This window comes from uncultured Dubosiella sp. (genome assembly GCF_964018005.1).
In the GTDB taxonomy this organism is placed as follows: domain Bacteria; phylum Bacillota_I; class Bacilli_A; order Erysipelotrichales; family Erysipelotrichaceae; genus Dubosiella; species Dubosiella muris.
In genome coordinates, this window is sequence record NZ_CAXHOA010000006.1 from 71,208 (window position 1) to 88,102 (window position 16,895).

At 50.9% G+C, this 16,895-nt stretch carries 17 protein-coding genes; all 17 read right to left on the reverse strand.

The features are described from left to right. Complete coding sequence (locus tag ABNS49_RS05690) at positions 1–498, reverse strand: hypothetical protein (RefSeq protein WP_290155194.1); 498 nt, start codon at positions 496–498, stop codon at positions 1–3. A 1-nt stretch (position 499) separates the two neighbouring features. Then, entirely contained in the window at positions 500–898 is a 399-nt protein-coding gene (locus tag ABNS49_RS05695) for a hypothetical protein (protein WP_290155196.1), read from the reverse strand. Further along, positions 891–1,094 carry a hypothetical protein gene (locus ABNS49_RS05700; protein ID WP_290155197.1) on the reverse strand — a complete coding sequence of 68 codons (204 nt, stop codon included), beginning with the start codon at positions 1,092–1,094 and terminating at the stop codon, positions 891–893. The genes ABNS49_RS05695 and ABNS49_RS05700 overlap by 8 nt, the downstream gene beginning before the upstream one ends. Before the next feature lie 12 nt (positions 1,095–1,106). Next, entirely contained in the window at positions 1,107–4,295 is a 3,189-nt protein-coding gene (locus ABNS49_RS05705; RefSeq protein WP_348688034.1) for a phage tail protein, read from the reverse strand. Position 4,296: 1 nt separating this feature from the next. Continuing rightward, positions 4,297–5,001 carry a hypothetical protein gene (locus tag ABNS49_RS05710; protein ID WP_348688036.1) on the reverse strand — a complete coding sequence of 235 codons (705 nt, stop codon included), beginning with the start codon at positions 4,999–5,001 and terminating at the stop codon, positions 4,297–4,299. 1 nt (position 5,002) lies between these two features. After that, a complete protein-coding gene (locus ABNS49_RS05715) occupies positions 5,003–8,791 on the reverse strand; it encodes a phage tail tape measure protein (RefSeq protein ID WP_305152860.1) in 3,789 nt (1,262 codons plus the stop codon). 277 nt (positions 8,792–9,068) lie between these two features. Continuing rightward, positions 9,069–9,374: a hypothetical protein gene (locus ABNS49_RS05720; RefSeq protein WP_305084722.1), complete on the reverse strand. Its 306-nt coding sequence runs from the start codon at positions 9,372–9,374 to the stop codon at positions 9,069–9,071. A 35-nt stretch (positions 9,375–9,409) separates the two neighbouring features. Continuing rightward, positions 9,410–10,018, reverse strand: coding sequence for a hypothetical protein (locus ABNS49_RS05725; protein WP_348688037.1), 609 nt, complete (start codon positions 10,016–10,018; stop codon positions 9,410–9,412). A gap of 14 nt (positions 10,019–10,032) precedes the next feature. Continuing rightward, positions 10,033–10,413, reverse strand: a complete 381-nt coding sequence (locus ABNS49_RS05730; RefSeq protein ID WP_290155703.1) for an HK97 gp10 family phage protein — start codon at positions 10,411–10,413, stop codon at positions 10,033–10,035. Continuing rightward, entirely contained in the window at positions 10,410–10,736 is a 327-nt protein-coding gene (locus ABNS49_RS05735) for a hypothetical protein (protein WP_305084724.1), read from the reverse strand. Before ABNS49_RS05735 ends, ABNS49_RS05730 begins: the two co-directional genes overlap by 4 nt. Next, a complete protein-coding gene (locus tag ABNS49_RS05740) occupies positions 10,729–11,040 on the reverse strand; it encodes a head-tail adaptor protein (RefSeq protein WP_305084725.1) in 312 nt (103 codons plus the stop codon). The genes ABNS49_RS05735 and ABNS49_RS05740 overlap by 8 nt, the downstream gene beginning before the upstream one ends. Next, on the reverse strand, positions 11,040–11,324 hold the full coding sequence (locus tag ABNS49_RS05745; protein ID WP_305084726.1) for a head-tail connector protein: 285 nt from the start codon (positions 11,322–11,324) through the stop codon (positions 11,040–11,042). Before ABNS49_RS05745 ends, ABNS49_RS05740 begins: the two co-directional genes overlap by 1 nt. Before the next feature lie 13 nt (positions 11,325–11,337). Then, positions 11,338–12,597: a phage major capsid protein gene (locus tag ABNS49_RS05750; RefSeq protein WP_305084727.1), complete on the reverse strand. Its 1,260-nt coding sequence runs from the start codon at positions 12,595–12,597 to the stop codon at positions 11,338–11,340. A 4-nt stretch (positions 12,598–12,601) separates the two neighbouring features. Further along, positions 12,602–13,351: a hypothetical protein gene (locus ABNS49_RS05755; protein ID WP_305084728.1), complete on the reverse strand. Its 750-nt coding sequence runs from the start codon at positions 13,349–13,351 to the stop codon at positions 12,602–12,604. Next, positions 13,344–14,543, reverse strand: a complete 1,200-nt coding sequence (locus ABNS49_RS05760) for a phage portal protein (protein WP_305084729.1) — start codon at positions 14,541–14,543, stop codon at positions 13,344–13,346. Before ABNS49_RS05760 ends, ABNS49_RS05755 begins: the two co-directional genes overlap by 8 nt. Positions 14,544–14,593: 50 nt before the next feature. After that, on the reverse strand, positions 14,594–16,345 hold the full coding sequence (locus tag ABNS49_RS05765; RefSeq protein WP_305084730.1) for a terminase TerL endonuclease subunit: 1,752 nt from the start codon (positions 16,343–16,345) through the stop codon (positions 14,594–14,596). Then, a complete protein-coding gene (locus ABNS49_RS05770; RefSeq protein WP_290155562.1) occupies positions 16,338–16,826 on the reverse strand; it encodes a phage terminase small subunit P27 family in 489 nt (162 codons plus the stop codon). Before ABNS49_RS05770 ends, ABNS49_RS05765 begins: the two co-directional genes overlap by 8 nt. Positions 16,827–16,895: the final 69 nt, after the last annotated feature.

Sequence of the window (16,895 nt, forward strand, 5' to 3'; positions counted from 1 at the left end):
CTAAAGCACCCCCAAACCTAGAGGACGGTAAAAATTTACCCCCCCCCCGAGTGCCGCTTCCAGAGCCTGGATACGGGCAAGCGCATCTTCAGGTGCCGGTGCTCCGTAATAGATTTTTGCGTAAAAGTTGGCACTTTGCGGAGTCGCATGCATGATGGAAAATCCGCTGTTTGTTGACCCAAAAGAACCTTTCAACTCACAGGAAATTGCTATATCATCCCCAACCTCAAATCCTAGATCTTCAATAGTAAATCGAATACCGGATGAAGAATTTTGTGCTCCATTTGAAACCAAAGTTTTATAGTGTAAACCGCTTTTGGTAAACTCTCTAAAATTTACAGAATTGAGATTCATCACATCCCAGTTTCTTGTAGAAGGAGCGCTATCGAAGCAAAAGGAGCTCTCACGCAGTCGATTCCTTCCTCCGATCCGGATACCATCCAAGTCTTTCTTTTCTGCCATCTCATGCGATTTGCCTAAAAAATCAAATAAAATCACGCTATCCCTCCTCGTTCATCGCGTCGACCAAGCTCGTCGGCTGATCTGCCTGCGCTTTAGCATACGGTACCCGTGTGTCGCCATCCTCGATCGCCGCGCGCCATTGCTTCAGAGCAGTGACATCCGGTACCACGTTCGAAGCATTTACCAGTTTTGCGTCGATTTCCTCATTTACCTCATCCACGTGATCTTTGATGGCTTGCGCCTGTCCGGATAAAGTTTGCAAGCTCTGAATCTTTTGATTTGCCGTAGCGATCGACTGCTGCAAAGACGCGGCCTGCGCTACGCCCTGCTCCACGACATCATTGAGCTTGCGCGCCAGCGCCACCAAAGATCCACGCACTTCTTCGCCAAGCTCTGCAGTTTGGAAATCCATGATTTCCTTTTCGATGTTAGGCATCCGGATCACCGTCGATCAGCTCTTGACCCCGCGCCAAAATTGATTCCGCTAAAGCAATGTCTTCAGGATCGGTCAAAATATAGCTGCGGCGGATATTGTTCGAGACTACTTTATTCCCTTCGATTTCGGAATGGATCGTGCCGATCCGCATCCCATTCGAATCGCGAAATACGCTTACCATTTGTACATTTTTCATCTTGCTACCTCCTTAAAATAAGATTTCTTCCTGCAAAAAATCGGCTTCCAAATCCTCAAGAAAGCTCGCGTCGTAATCGCCTATCTCTTCGGCCGGACTTTCGGATTGATCCGCATAGAGACGATAAGCAGAGTATCCTTTTTGACGCGCCTTCAGCTCCCAGCTGAAAAAAGTGCCTGGTATTCCTTCGGCGACAAAATGCGTGCTTTGCACATCGGTCAAATATACTTGATCCTGACCAATCGCCTGCAAAAAAACGTGGATGTCATCCGCGTCGATCGACTCCGCAAATACAGGATCCATAAAAACAACCGCTTTGCCATCATTTCCAATTTTGCCCCGGCCAATGTCACCAAAGAAAGGTGTGGCCGTTTCATACGCGAATTGCGCGATCTGTCCGAACTGGTCGGTATCCACCACGCGAGATTTGCTGCCGACTACAAGGAAATCGCCTTGCGCAAAAGTCTTTTCGCCTGAAAGACTAATAAGCTTTGATTGTATCGTTGCAGCATAGGATGAAACGTCAAAAAGATAAGTCCCTGACCCATTAGTCCCAGCCGCATTGACCACATAAAATTGAGCAGGCTTCCCTTCGACATTTGAATTGTAAGATCCTCCGACAGAAACCATCCGATCAGTTCCATCGGCAAGTTTGCTTTTAAAAAAAAGGCGCCCCCATGCTAAAAGCGCGACATCAAGCCCTCTTGGCTGCGAAGTCCCAAAACCATGTTTTCCCATATAAATAGATGTCCCACCTGAACCAAGCCGATCGCTTTCGTACCACGTTTCATCCTTATCTTTATAGAAAAAGCACCCTTCCTCAATCTCGAAATCCCCGACTTTGCCGTGCTTTGCTTGAAAGGATCCGTCGGTATTTATTTTGAAATGCTCGTTTGCTGTGACGGCACCGTTGAAATTGATTTTCGGTGCCTGGATGGTCGCTTGTTCGGCAGACATATTGATCTTCGCAATGATTTCATCCGCTCCAACTTTTTTTCCGACTTCCAATTTGATTTGATTGGATTCCGATTTGATTTCCGACCATTCCGTGCTGAAGTGGCGCCAAAAGCTATTCAAGGTTGGCGTCGTATAGGCGTTTGTGCCATCGGATTTCGCAATCTTCTGACGCTCCCATAAATAGTAAGAGACTGTCGCGTTGGCAGGGTAGTCCGGCATCGACGTCGACCATCCAGACGTCGGGGCGGTCGTTGAAGAAGTCGATCTGGCATATTCCGAAACTAGCCCCGAAAAAGAAATACCATCTGCACCTTTTTGACCATACATTCCGATCAGGCGAATCGGATCATCCACCGACATCGTCGCGTCGGGAAAAATGCGCTCAAAGCCCCAAAGATAGGGTGTCGAGGCGGTCGGCGTCTTGGCGCCCTGTGTAAAGCTTTCCTTCGCCGGCGTTGTCAAGGTCGCCGTCAAGCATGTATATAGCTTTCGTGTTCCGAGAATCCCTGAAACTTGATTGACTGTGTCTTTTGATACTTTCAAGCTGATTGAGTTTTCCGTTTCCGACATCTTCTGGTCGACGACATTGCGCGAGTACGTCTGCGACGCTGGCAAGTAATCGAGCAGCTTGTCATCCATCATTCGATCTGCGTACGTCTTGGCTGCGGTAATCTCGCCTTTAATTTCTCCAGGATCGACACTAAAATCCGTCGTCCGGGTATAATCGCTCAGCTTTCTGTCCATGCTTTCTCCGGCAGCCTCTAAAATTCCATCACGATACGCAATGTCGATCCGATCGCCTCGGATCGTGCCAGCTGTGATAAAGTCGGCATTAAAATGCCCGTCAATCGTCCACGCCGACACGTATGGACCAGCAAATCCGGACCTCGAAAAGCCGATGCCGCCCGGGTTGATCCGGAGGATATACTTCGCCTTTGTCTTATCCGGAGAGTCCATATAATAGGATTCGTTTTCCGTATGCACCGCGTACCCAAGATCCGCCCACTGCTGCAGGATCTTCGTCGCGTTTTCGATTGCCTTTTGTCTAGCCTCCGAAATCTTACTCGGCATCGACGCCAGCGCTTCTTCCATCGCGATTTGTGATCGGGATTGCGTCGACGTATAGGACTTTGCGCCAGATCCGAGCGTATACACATTTTTTTCGGGCGCAAGTAAGTACACCGTCATCGACGTCAGTGGGAAGACTAAATCAACGCCGTGCGGTGCCGAGCATATCCGGATCCGGTCCAAAAAGCGAAAATCATCGACATCGAAGCATATCCGGATCCGGTCCAAAAAGCGAAAATCATCGACATCGAAGCCAGCTGTCGAAAGGTCGATCGCGGTCGCCGTGATCGTCTTCGTCTCGTATTTTGCGACATCCAAATATTCTTGCGCCTTCGATTTAAGGATGGCGGGTACGTGCACATCGTCCCACTCCACCACTTTCACGATCTTTCCAGATTCAGCGGCCGCCGCATCGTCGATCAAGTAGTCAACGCCACCATTGACCGACGCGATCGTGATCCGCTGCTCCAGCGCTTCCGGCCAATCCGGCGACTTCTCCTCGTCCTCGAGCCGAGCGCCCAAAGGAATGAGCACCGTCGCCACGTCGCCATAAGACGATTCCTTCAGCAGGTTCATCAAATTCTCGCCAAAGGCGATTTCCTGACTTGACAGGCGCGGATAATCCGCGAGGTAATCCAGATACAGGCCATCCGATTCATGCCGGATCCGTAAGATCCCGCCCAGCCGATCGACCAGCTTGCTTTTGATCACAGACAGCGTGTTTTCATAGTTTGTGTACCGGTATAGCGAATCATTCGGATCTGTAACCGTCACCACGCCGCGCTTGATCTTTTTAAAATCGTCGACCTGGCTGTTATGGATCTCCAGCAAATTAGACAAAAAGTCGATGACCGAAATGTCATGGTACTCGGCTGGTCTCTGGATCGAGTCCGCCAAAAAGGCAAGCACTCCCTCGCACTCGATCGTACGCTGCAGATGGAAATCCTCGGCTGGGGACTGCATCCGGCCCGACCAGATCCACCGCTCTGCCCCGTCCTCGAGCACCTGCACGACGCGGATCACGCTCGCCGGCGTCACCGCGTCGTAAAGCGGATGCTCCGGGTACATTCCAAAAGAAAAGGAGCCGGCCGAGTTTTCCGCAAGCTCCAGTTTTGGGTCAATCAAAAAAGTCGAAGAGTCCTGTAAGACGTCTTCATCCAAATAAACCTTATACACCTTACAGACTCTCCTCTCTAAATTCAATGGACACGATGCCTGTGTCCGTAAAAGCAAATAGCGTAGGCTCGCGGCTGACCTTTACGCCGGTGAGCTGCCGCCAGACATTGGCAGCCAGCGAAAAAGACTTGCCAGCCACCACCAAAGTCATCGCCTTCGAAACCTTGATCTTCGGCGTCACCGGTACCGGCGATCCAATCACCGTGATCACCTTCGACTCCGGGATCGACAAATTTTTGTAGTTCCGAATCACACCGGTCCGGAAAGAAAAAGAATCCCACCGCCAGTCATCCAGTGTCGACAAAACCGCGTATTTATACGGCTCGACCGACGCTGTGATTTCAAATTTTGTCAGCCACACCATGTCTTTGGATGACGCAACCGAAATCCGGCCGATCCAGTACCAGGCTGGATCGGTATCTAAGATGATTTGCATGCGTCGGCCATGACAATGATTCCGGATTTCCGAATCGAGGCCATGCCATGAAGAGTAGCGATTTCGATCTTGAATAAAAGTCATCTTGATCGTCCGGTTTTTAAATGTCGGCTCCCCATACACTGCCTCCGTCAAGTCCAAAGGCGTGCGACGGCCGGGGATCTCGATGATATGTGTGATCGTTTCCGGTTCGGAAATCTCGATCGACATCAAGGAAAGTCCCCAGTCATCAAATGTATGCTTGTCACCAATGCGCACTCCTGTGCTCATATCATCGCCTCCTTGATCTTTTATCCAGCTCCGCGTCGATTAGCGGCGCGATCGTCTTGGCCACCGGGCGTCCGTCGATCTCCGTGACGTGCGTGATCGTCGTGCCGGCAAGACCATCCACCACAGCTCGCGCCAGGCGATCGTAGTCGATCGGGGCCGATTGCTGCGCCGGCGTCGGCTGGCTCGGTCCCGCAAAAGCAAGCAAATTGCGCTGAAATGCGTGATCCATCCCGTCGCGGATCATTCCTCGCAGAGAATTGACACCGACGACTGCTTCGGCGCCAGATTCTCCGCCGCCAAGCAGTTGACCGCCAAGCATGCCAAAGATCGTCGCGCCATTTAAGATCATCCCGGCCTCCATCGCCTTTCGGTACCAGGATACCGAGTAATGCGGTACTGATCCGGATTCCGGATCAAAATAGCCGTACTGGTAAAAGTGCGGTACTGGGATATGCGGTGCGTAAAACCTAGCTGACGAGTAGGCGTTGACCATTTGCCGCACTCCGTTTCGGACCGCGGAAGTCGCGCTGGACATAGACCTGGAGATACTCGACTGCATCGACGAGAAAGCTCGCGTCGCGCTGCTGCCAATCGAAGACATCGACGTCGACATGGATGACTTGATCGAGCTGAAAGCCGATCGTACAGCGCTTTGGATGGACCTTGTCTGCGAGTTGATCGTATTCGATACGGATCGCCACGCGGATGTCGTACTGGAATTGACACCGGACCAGGATCCAGAAATCGTATTCTTGACGCCGTCAAAAGCGGATCCGGCCAGTCCTTTCACGTTGTTCCAGGTTCCGGAAAGGGAACCTTTTATTCCCTCCCAGATCGAGGAGGTCGTCGACTTCGCCTGCTCCCACTTTTCAGAGATCGAGTTTTTGATGTTGTCGAACGTCCTTGCACCCGTACTTTTCAAATTCTCCCAAGTCGATGACAGTGAACCTTTCACACCTTCCCAGATCGACGCTGTGGTCGATTTCACGCTATTCCACTTCTCGGAAATCGAGTTTTTGATATTTTCAAACGCGGATCCACAAGTCGCTTTTAAATTTTCCCATGTTCCGGAAAGAGAGTTTTTGATCATATCCCAAACCGAGAAAGTATTCGACCGCATTCCCTCGTTTGTTTGAGCCAGCTTTTCTTTCGCGCCGTCCCACGTTGAATTGAAATTTTGTGCTGCCGATTGATTTTGGTTTTGAAAGTCGATCCCAAACCAGCCAAGCACAGTTGATGCGGCATCCTGGATTCCTTGCCAGATGCCACCAAAAAAGTCGCCAATTCCTTGCCATAGACCATTCCACCATTCGGCCAGCCCATCGAAGCAGGCTTTGAAGTCACCATTAAAAAACTCGATGACTGGATCCACGATTCCCCGGACACCGTCCCAGATGCCACCAAAGAAGTCGCTAATCCCCTGCCATACACCGGACCACCACTCGGCCAAGCCATCGAAACAAGCGTGGAAATCGCCATTGAAAAAGTCGATCGCCGGCTGCGCAAAAGCAAGGATTCCAGTCCAGATTTGCGAAAAGAAATCCGATATACCTTGCCATAGTGGTGTCCACCATTCACTGATCATGGCAAACCCGGTCTGAAAATCAGAATTAAAAAACTCCAAAATCGGTGATACAAAATCAATGATTCCCTGCCATACGCCGGAAAAGAAATCACCGATTCCTTGCCAAAGTCCATTCCACCATTCCACTAAACCATCAAATACTGTATGGAAATCCGTTCCAAACCATCCGAAAAAGACATCAAGCACACCCGTCAAAATGTCGAGCGCGTTTTGCACTGTCTCCCCAACGCCATTCCAAAAAGCCTCGAAAACTGATTTGATTCCATCCCAGAACCCTGACCAGTTTCCAGAAAGCAGTTCAGAAAAAGCGTCGATCAGCCCCATGATCATATCGAGGGCCGTCGTGATGACATTTCCGATTTGTGCCCATACGCCTTCGAAGATTGGTGCCAGAAAGTCGCAAAGTTCTTGCCATACTGCCTTTATGACTTCGGATATATCGGAAAATTGGAACCCAAGCTCATTCAGTTTGTCGACGATTTTTTGGAAAAACTCATGAAATTTCGAAACAATTTCATTCCATACGCCAATAATCTTGGCCCGAAACTCTTCATTCGTATTCCATAAAGTCGCAAAGGCAGCCACAAGCCCAGCGATTGCCCCGACAGCCAATCCGATCGGGCTGACCAAAGTGCTGAAGCCGGCCTTGAGAACATTTGTGACGCCACCCATATTTTTAAAAAAACCAATGAGCTTCCCGCCGACGGTTGCCGCTGAATTAAAATACTGAATCAGCGATGAGACTCCGGTCGCCATCTTTCCAACGCCGATCAGCGTCGGGCCGATGGCAGCCACGAGAAGTCCGAGTTGGACAATATGCCCTTTTTGCGCGTCGTCCAATCCCTTAAACCATTGTGCTAGCTTTTTACACGATTCGGCCATCTTATCCAGCATCGGTGCCACAGCGGATTGAATCGCGGCACCTAAATCAGCACCGGCAATTTTCAAATTGTTTAATGCTACATTGATCTTGTCCGCCGGATCGAGCATATCGCTGAACGTTTGGTCGACGATTCCGCCCGACTTTTCGACCGCAGCGGTCATTTCCTCGACGGAAAAACGACCTCCTTTGATTGCGTCGGCGAGATCTGGTCCCGCTTTCGCTCCAAAGGCTTCGATGGCCAAAGAGGTCGCATCCGCGATCGAAGGTGCTGATTCAATGGCTTTCAAGGTCTTTTGAAACTCGTCTTTCGCGTTTTTCCCTTCTTTGCCCCAGTTGGAAATCGCTTTTTTCATGCCAGAAAATGCAATCTCGGTATTTACGCCCGCTTTTTCCCACTGCGCAAAAAGCGCGATCGACTCCTCCATCTCAAACCCGAGCGCGCGCATAGGAGCGCCATATTTCGTCAAAGAGTCCGCCAGTTTATCGACTGAAAGTCCCGATGCCTGCGATGCGGACGTCAAAGCGTCAAGCACACTGGCATATTGACTCGATTCGACACCGGCGTCGCCCATCGCTCGCGATACAAGCGCAATCGCCGAGCTGACATCCGTCCCGTTGACCTGCGCAAACTTTAGAAATTGTCCGGAGCAGTCTTCGAGCTGCTTTCCCGTAAATCCGAATCTTGTATTTAGGTCAGCAATCGCAGTGCCAACAGCGGACGACTCCGCTGGAAAGTCTCCATATACATTATCGAAACTTTTTTGGAGGTCTTTTAAGGCGTCGCCGGTCGCTCCCGTCCCTGCAGCAATCGCATCATACGCGTCATCAAGCTCGCTCCATGCCGCCGTAGCGGCCACCCCAATTCCAGTGATTCCCGCCGTGACTGGCATGAACTTTTTCCCGAGTGACTCCGTCTTTTCACCAAACTCACCGATCTTGATCCCCATCGCCTGCGTTTCGGCAGAAAAGTTAGTTTGCTGCTTTTTCAGCCTCTCCAAAGTTTTTTCGGTCGCCGCGATCTTCGCCTCGAGTTCGATATATTCTTGTCCGTCAATATCTTTGCCGGATTCAATATATTGCTTCTGCGCTTCCTTCAAGAGTTTAAGTTCATCCTCAGTAGACGAAATCGTTTTTGAAAGAAGACGTTGCTTCTGGTCTAAAAGGTCCACGTTTTTCGTATCGAAGCGCAAAGCGCCATTGACGTCCTTCAAAGATGCCTGAAGCTCTTTCGATTTCGTTTTCGGTTTATCAAGGGCGTCGACCAGCTTTGTGGAATTCCCATTGATTTCCAGTGTGATTCCCTGAATTGCTTTTCCGGCCATCGTTACCCTCCTATTTTTTTCCTTAGCTTCATCAGACCGGCTCGATCCGGCTCGGTCTGCTCAAACATCCATGCCTTCTTGAGATATTCCTGCCCTTCACTCGTCTGATTCAGCGCGTAGATATAGGCGTCACGCCGAAAAGCCAAGTAATCCCCCAGCGGTAAAAGATCGACGTCGAAAATAGAGATCCGACACCACTCCGCGACAAGATGTTCCCAAAAAGACTCCTCTAAATACTCATGCCCTAGTACCTCATTCGATGGATAATAGGGCAGCCTCAGTTTTTTTCTTCTTTCACTCCCGTGGCAAAAGCCACATACGTCTGGACAAAGTCAGTCATATCCGCCATCGTCCAATCGTCGGCGATCATTTTCGGCGTGAATTTTTCGCCTTCCAAGTTGGTATTGAGAATCTCAGCGCACAATTTCACGCTTTCCTCGATTTCATTTCCTTCTAAATTTTCTTGGGACTGAAAAAGTTTCTTATACTTGCCAACCGGGGTTTCCGGGAGCGTGATTTTCGTCCCATCGGCCATCTCGATGCGCAACGTCTTCTTTTTTCGATTTTTAAAGCTGAATTCCATGTCTTTTTCTCCTTTCAAGTACTAAAAAAGAGGGATCATTGTCCCTCTTGTCCGGTCGATGACTTCGGATCCGCAAAAGCAATCTGAATCAGGACACCGTCCCGGCTATTGATTTTTTTCGGGTTGGCCGTGAAAGTCGGATTCACGATCGTCTCGTTTTCCTGGCTGAAAGCAAGGCTCAATTCGGCTGTATTCTTGCCACAGATCGCTACATAGATGTCGCCGTCCAGCTTGTCTTCGTGGTGGAAAATCAAAATGTATTCATTGCCGTCAGCATTGCCCACGCCGCCAATCGAAACCACTGTCAAGCCGCCATCCGTCTGCCGCGTGTCGGCTGTCTCGATGACATACGACAGTAGCTTTGGCCCGACCGTGATGATACCAAGCGCCAAAGCGGCACTCTCGGCTTGCAGCACCGTTTTTTTGACATCCCCAAGATCGCTCGACGCGGTATAGTTCGTTGTCGTGTACGTCAGCGTGGCGCCGTTTTTCGTGGATCCGAGCTTTTGATCCTCGGCGCAAACTTTCCTAATTAGTGCGTCAAAGTCATCGAGACTTCCCGCGTCCTTGACATTCATCAAGTAAGCGGTCCCCGATCCAAGGACGATCGACTCAGGCTTCGTAGTAGTTGTTGTTTCTGGCATTGTTTTCTTCCTTTCTACTTTTTAAAGTTTTTCTCAAATTCATTCACAATTTCTTGTGCCGCGTATTCCTGACCCTTCGCAAAGTGAGGATGCGCAGGTACCCGGCCCCCATCTTTCGTCTGGTGGCCATTCTCCAAAAAATGCGCCCGCCGATAATGCGGCGCGTCCGCATAAACCGTATACTGCGAGCGGTGGTGATCCTTTTCCGTCTGCTTTTTCTTAATCGACTTTTTGTACTCTCCGGTGCGCACCGGCGCGTTTTCTTTGACGATCTTCGTCGCTTTCGTCGCGACCGCCTTTACGGTGTCATCGCTGGCCCGCTCCGCATCCTTGACCATTTGGTCTAAGATCTTTTGCACCTCGCCACTGAAATTATCAATCGTGCACTGACTCATCGCATTTTCTCCTGATAATCAAAATAGTAGGCCGTCATGTAATACTGGTCATCGCGCAGCCATACGCGATCCGATTTGCTCCACGGGATCCCGCGCCAGTTTAGCTCGGCCTCCAGCTTCGCTTCCAAAAAGCAATCTGCACCATACGAATAAACTTCAATACGAATCGAATGGCTTTTGATCAAGTTCTCAAAATCCGACCCGCGCACGTCCTCGTCGTCGAAATAGACAGCGAAGTCCTCACTCGGTACTTTTAAAAACCTCGTTTTCTTGTACGTCTCGTTTTCGACGAATCCGGCCGCTTCCAGAATCTGCCTAACCATACGACTCACCTACTAACTTGATCGTCTCGTGCGCTTCGAAATAATCGTCGTACGAAACAAGATTAAAAGAGAGGCCACGATATACGATTCGATAGCTTCCTGGATCCGGGCAAAGATCAAAAAGGCCAGGATCGTACCGGATCTCGAAAGTCAGACGATTATGGATTTTCTCGGCCCCGTTCGAATAGCTTTCTGCCCCGCCGGTTCGATTGATCGACGCCAGTTTCTTTTTGTACGGTTCCCAGACTTCGGACGCTTCGTCGCGATGCTGGATCTCAATGAGCTTGTCAAATCTCGCTTTCATCATTTCCTCCATTCGCACCTCAGCTGCGTCATCAGGCTTTGCGCCATCCTAGTCATCTGACCGGATCCTTTTCCTTCCAGGCTGCGATTGTCATACAAAAATCCAAGAGCGAGGAGCACCAGCTCCTTCGCCCGTGGATCATCAATGCCGTACGCCCCGATTGCGCCGCGCACGTACTTTTCCGCCGTTGCGATGGTTCGCTCGATCGTGCGTAAAGTGACCGGATCCGGCTCTTCAAAAAAGCCCAGGTACTCCCAGGCTTCCTGATTCGTGATCGTAGCCATGCTCGATCACATCCTAAGCGGTTGCTTTTGGCGTCGCGATGTACCCTTTGACGATCGCATTTGCGTCGATCAGCTTGTAGTCGGCACGCATGATGCCGCGGATCATCGTCAGGTTTTGCGCAAAAGCGTTGATTCCGCCAATCGCCGCGACATTGGATGCGGCCAGCACGAGCTGCTGCCGGTCATACTTGCGGATCGCCTCTTTCATATCGCCAATGATCATCGGGATCTTGCCGCCAGCCGTTGTTGTTGCTTTTTGAGACGCAAAGTACGCGTTTGGCTTGACAGACACCGGGATTGTCCGGAAGCCAATCGTGAGCTGCATCTTGCCCGGCTCGTTCGGGACCGGATTGAGCAGCGGGCGATCATTTTTGTCCTTCAGCGTGTCTAAATACTGCAACCCGTCGTCATTCGTATGAATCTTCATGGATCCGGCGTAGGCCTGCCCCAGCGTCACATTCACCGCTTTTTTGAGGCCATCCAATCCGTCGATCGCATCCCATCCGGAACCCATTTCGGCAGCCCCCAAAAGTCCCAAGATCTCCGCGTTGTCCGTCGCCGTCTCGGCTTCCGCCAGCCATTTGTAGACGACATTCAAGATGTTCGCGTCGCTGTCCGCGATCAGATTGTTCGGCACCGGCATGAATCCTGCGTAATCCTGGATGCCGAAGCTTTTCTGCTCAAATTTTGGCGACGCGACCATATTTGATTTTTTCGATGTGTCCGTCGAATCATCTTCAGCGAGCATCCCGTCCTCCGTCAGCTTTTGGAAAGCGGCCGGGCTTCCTTTCGTCTGGTAGACGCGTGTGCCTTTTTTTGTCGATACCGTTTCGACGCTGATTTCATCCAAAAAAGAGCAGTTTGCGCGCTTATACTGATTGATCTGGGTCTGCGCATCGACTGGCACGACATAGCCGCCATCCGCGTCGACTGTCTCACTCAAATCCTTATCGGCCTTTCCCGATGGTTGGATGAGTTCCTTCACCTGCTTGACGACCAGCGCGCCGACTTCCTCCGCCGTTTTGGCTTTTTTATCTTCAGCGACCGTCTTTACGGTATCAATGCTGTCCGGCATTGGCATCGGATTTTGCGCAGCTTTCAAAACCGCCATTTCCTTTTCAGTTTCGTAGGCTTCCTTTTTCATGTCGTACTTCTTTTTCAGCTCTTTGTACTCGTCCATCAGGGTTTTTGCCTTTTCCGGATCCTCGCACGCTTTGATCTCGGCAAACTTGCTTTGCATCGACGCAAAGATTTCTTTCAATTCACGATTCATTTTCCTATTCCTCCTCGGCCGCTTCTTCGGCCATCAAAAAAAGTTCCATTTCGACCAGTTCCTTTTCATCGAATCGAGCTTCCTTTTTCTCTTCATCATTAAAATCAGACGGTTTCTTTTCCGGAAGATCCGGATTATACCTCTTAGCTTTTGACACGCCTGCTCGAGGCTGTGCCGGGATACCGACAAAACTGATTTCAAAAACGTCTTTCACACCGTCAATCGTCATCTGACACGTTTTCCCGTCATACGAATGTCCGGCCCAGTGCCGACAGTACGCCACCATATTGTCAGCGCCACAGATCGAGCATACAAGCTTTTTCGGACGGCATGATGTGCTCACCTCTTTTTTGATTCCCGCTCTGATTTCAGCAATCAAATCTTTTGTACTCTCATTGTTGAGCATGTACGCCTTGAGTACGAGCTGCATCTCCGGCGTCCCATCTTCCAAAGATTTGCCGGTCGCGACGGCGGCCGCTTCATAGACACGCGCAATCTGCTCCGATCCTTTTTGTCCGCGTCCGTGCTCCCAGATCATCGGCTTGCCGGCATACAGCTTCGCCATATCTTGGATTGATTCGGCTGTAAAAGGCTCGGAATTGCGATCATCCGGTCGATTGTCGCCGGCAATCACTTTAAACGCGAAGATGTCCTCCGCTTTTAAAGGTTCCAAAGCGTAGCAGTTGATCTTCGCCAGTTCTGCATTATCGACCTCGCCGACGCGCAACTGCGCCGCTTTACAAAATTCATGCATGATTTTCACCTCCTTCTACATATTGAGATCCCGTCAATTCGATCGGGATCGACGCGCCATTTCCAAGCAGCCGGTCGCCACCTTCCACGGCGCCAAGGTCGAGCTTCGCTCTCGCCTCGTTCGGCTTCATCAGGAATCCGTTGACAGCCGTACTTAACGCCTGGACTTTCGAAGCGAAATCCGCGCGCATGATGACGTCGATGTTAAATTTGACGTACTGTCCAGACCGCCGATCCTCGTCCGTCAGCATCTTATAGCAAATCTCCTCCTCATATTGCTTTACGATATAAAGCAAGGTATCGACGTAAAAGGCATTACTTTGAGCTTCGGCCGAAGCGTAGGACGCTTTCGAGTAGTCGCCGATCTGTGTCGGCTTGATGCCAAAGGCGGACGCGATCTGGATGGCCGAATACTGCTTGATCTCTAAATACTGGGAATCAGTCAGCTTCATATTTAGTGGCTGAAGCGACATCCCGATCGGGATCGGAATGATATTTTCGATGCCTTCCCTCGTCAATTCACCTTTCGCGTAAGCCTCGATGTGGCGCAGTAGCTTCTTCTCCGATTCATCGCTAAGATCCCCTGTGTAATTGAGGACCGCCTTTGCCGTGAACCCAGTCGAGTACAATTTGTTCAGTAGCCTCTGCGCCTTTTTGGCGCCGCTGACCGTGTCTCGCAGGCTTTCTCGGACCGGGATGCCTGTGATTCCATCCCGTGTCGTGCCCGATCGGAAATGCATGACCTGGTCACTGCTGAAAAGATACTGACCACCGCCGGATGAATACTGGTAGTACACGTCCGGGACGTCTTTGAGCAGCCTGGCGTTGTCGTACCACACTTGCACCTGATCGGGCGGCAGGATCCAAAGCTGCTGGTCATCGCCCGCCCCTGTGATCAGCACGTAGGCGTTGCCAAAGTGATTTCGATTTTGCTCGATTGTCGCCCAAAAAAGGCTGGCCGGCATATACGGATTGGGGCGAGCATTCAGCGTGTGGTACAGCTTTTTCTGCCGCAACTCGGTCAGGTTTCCTCGATCGTCGCGCTGGATATACTTGAGCGGCAGCTTGCCCAGCGACTCCGCCAAAACTTTGATACAAGTGTAGTAGGTCGCCTCGGACATCGCCGACGCGTCCAAGTTTTTGTCGATTCCCAAAAAGTCGAGCAGCTGCGCCATCTCCACCTCCCGATCCATTCCCGGGCTGACTCCTTTAAAAAAATTCCTGATTCGCTTCCAAACATTCATTACTTCCACCCCATTGCTTCCATATACCGATTAACGTGCTCTTCCGCGTCGATCGGCTTTTCCTCTTTGGCAAGGCGCAGCTTGCACGCCCTGGCGTCGATCGCGGCGTCGACCGCGTCAATACGACGCGTCCTCTTGCCGACCTCCTTGTCGACCTTGATTTCCCCGAAAGAGTTGCCGACGACTGCGGCATTGGCGAAGGACCAAGCCATCAATTCCGACTTTTTGTTGTAGCGATAGTTGCCGGACTTGATGTCAAGCTGCACTTCGACGGTCGCGTCATTCAGGGACTTGGCCGACTGCGTGATCACGATGACCGGCACACCAAAATCTTCCAGGTCCGCCAGGACGCCGTCGGCGTTGTGGTTGTCGATGCCGATCCCTTGCAGTTTGAGATCGTATCGGTCGAGTGCTTCCCGCAGCGTTTTGACGATAAACTTGTAATCGTTTTTGAAGTCGCCGGTGCCGCCAGTCGCGGTGATCAGACCTTGCGATTCCCACACGTCATAAGGCGCTATATCGGACTTGATGTGCTCATCAAGGCGCCCGCGAGGCATGAAAGAATGCGACCAGTTGTGCGAAATATCTTTACGATCCGTTTCGATCTCAAGATGAATCGTCGTAAGGTCGCCGCCGCTTGAAAGATCCAGCCCTGCCCAGCATCTCGCCCCTGCGTAGTCAGCCAAATCTTCTTCACAGGCGCACGCTGCCAGCGCGTCTTTGGCAATATACTGCGTATCCTCGTTGATCGTCCAAAGATTGAGTGTCTTTACGACAAAATCGCGAAGCGTCTGCCCCTGCATATCTTTGGCCGTCCGCGCATCGTCGCGCAAATTTTCGAGACCATCCGGATCGCTGCACAAAAAAGGATTTGCTTTCACCCAGGTTTCCGGGATCCACCAGTCGTCCCCTGGATCGACGCAGTAAATGTCCGCGAAAAAATCATCCGCGATTGCCAAGCCTTCCAAAATCTTTACCGCGTAGTCGTCGATTTCCTTGCAAAAGGAATTGCTGTCCTTTCCGCGCGTCGAGATCATCGACACTAAAGTTTCCGGAAGCCGTTTCGTCCCTTTGTACACCGACTCGTAAACGGCGTTGTCTTTCATCTGATGCAATTCATCCAGGCTCGAGAAGATCGAGCGAAAGCCATCGTCCAACCCGCCTTCTTTCGATAAAGCCTTGATTGTGCATTTTGTCGGCAAACAGCGGATCTCACTCGTGTACTCTTTGACGCTGAAAAGCTCGGAGAGATCGGAATCGGCTTCGATGAATTTGCGCATCTCATTCCACGCGATCTTTGCTTGATCTTTTTTCGTGGCCGCACAAAAGAGCGCACCTTCCTGGTACCCGGAGAAACCGGCCACGTATGGTCCCATGATGCCATTTTGCATGCTCTTACCGTTTTGCCGACCGACCGAATAGTAAGACCGGCGAAAGCGCCGCCTCCCATTCCTTTTTTTCACCCATCCAAAGCGGCAACCGAGGTCGAAAGCCTGGCATCGCAAAAGCTTCAGTGGCTTGGGCTGGTATCCTTCTTTTACGGTAAGCATCCCGGCAAAATCCAGGATCTTTTGCGCCAATTCCGGCTTCCATTCGTACGGAAAATCCGGATCTTTCGACTTTTCAAGGTCGTCGATATGCCTTTTGCATGCCATTTTGTGCAAATGGCCCATCTTCACGTTTTGCAGCGAGCCGATCGTGAGCTGGTCAGCCAGACAGTCGATCGCGTATTGAGTGACAGGATCACGCATCGAACTCCCCTTTCAGCAATTTTGCAAATTTGTTTTCTTTTGGCTGTTCCGGCGCTTGCGGCATGACGATCTTACAGCGGTCCGTGATTGTCAGGCCGAGCCGACTGGCGCATGTCATGACCTGCTTAAAAGCGGCGTTTTGCGAGATCTGCGTGTGCTCAATCGCTTTCCAGCCGATTTCTTTGGCTGCCATTTCTTTCTCGAGGAGCGCCGTGAATTTCGCATATTCTGATCGCGCGATAACGAACATCGCCAAGACCGTGGCATCGAGCTCCGTCCAAATCCCGATCGCGTCGAGCATTTCGGCAATTTCAATAAATTCTTCCTTGCGCTTTTTCGTCCGAAGCATCGGCGGGGGCTCGATTTTTTTGAAAGGCACCTTCAGCTCGCCGGCGCGCCGTTGCTCCTCGATCTCTTTTGTGATGTGGTGAGACTTGCCTTTGGCCAATATCAAGTCCACCGGTTCTTTTCTTCGTGGCATCATCCCACCTCCTTTTGATTTTTCTTTTTTAAACTGGCGAAAACGGATTTTTTTCCACGGTGTTCCCTA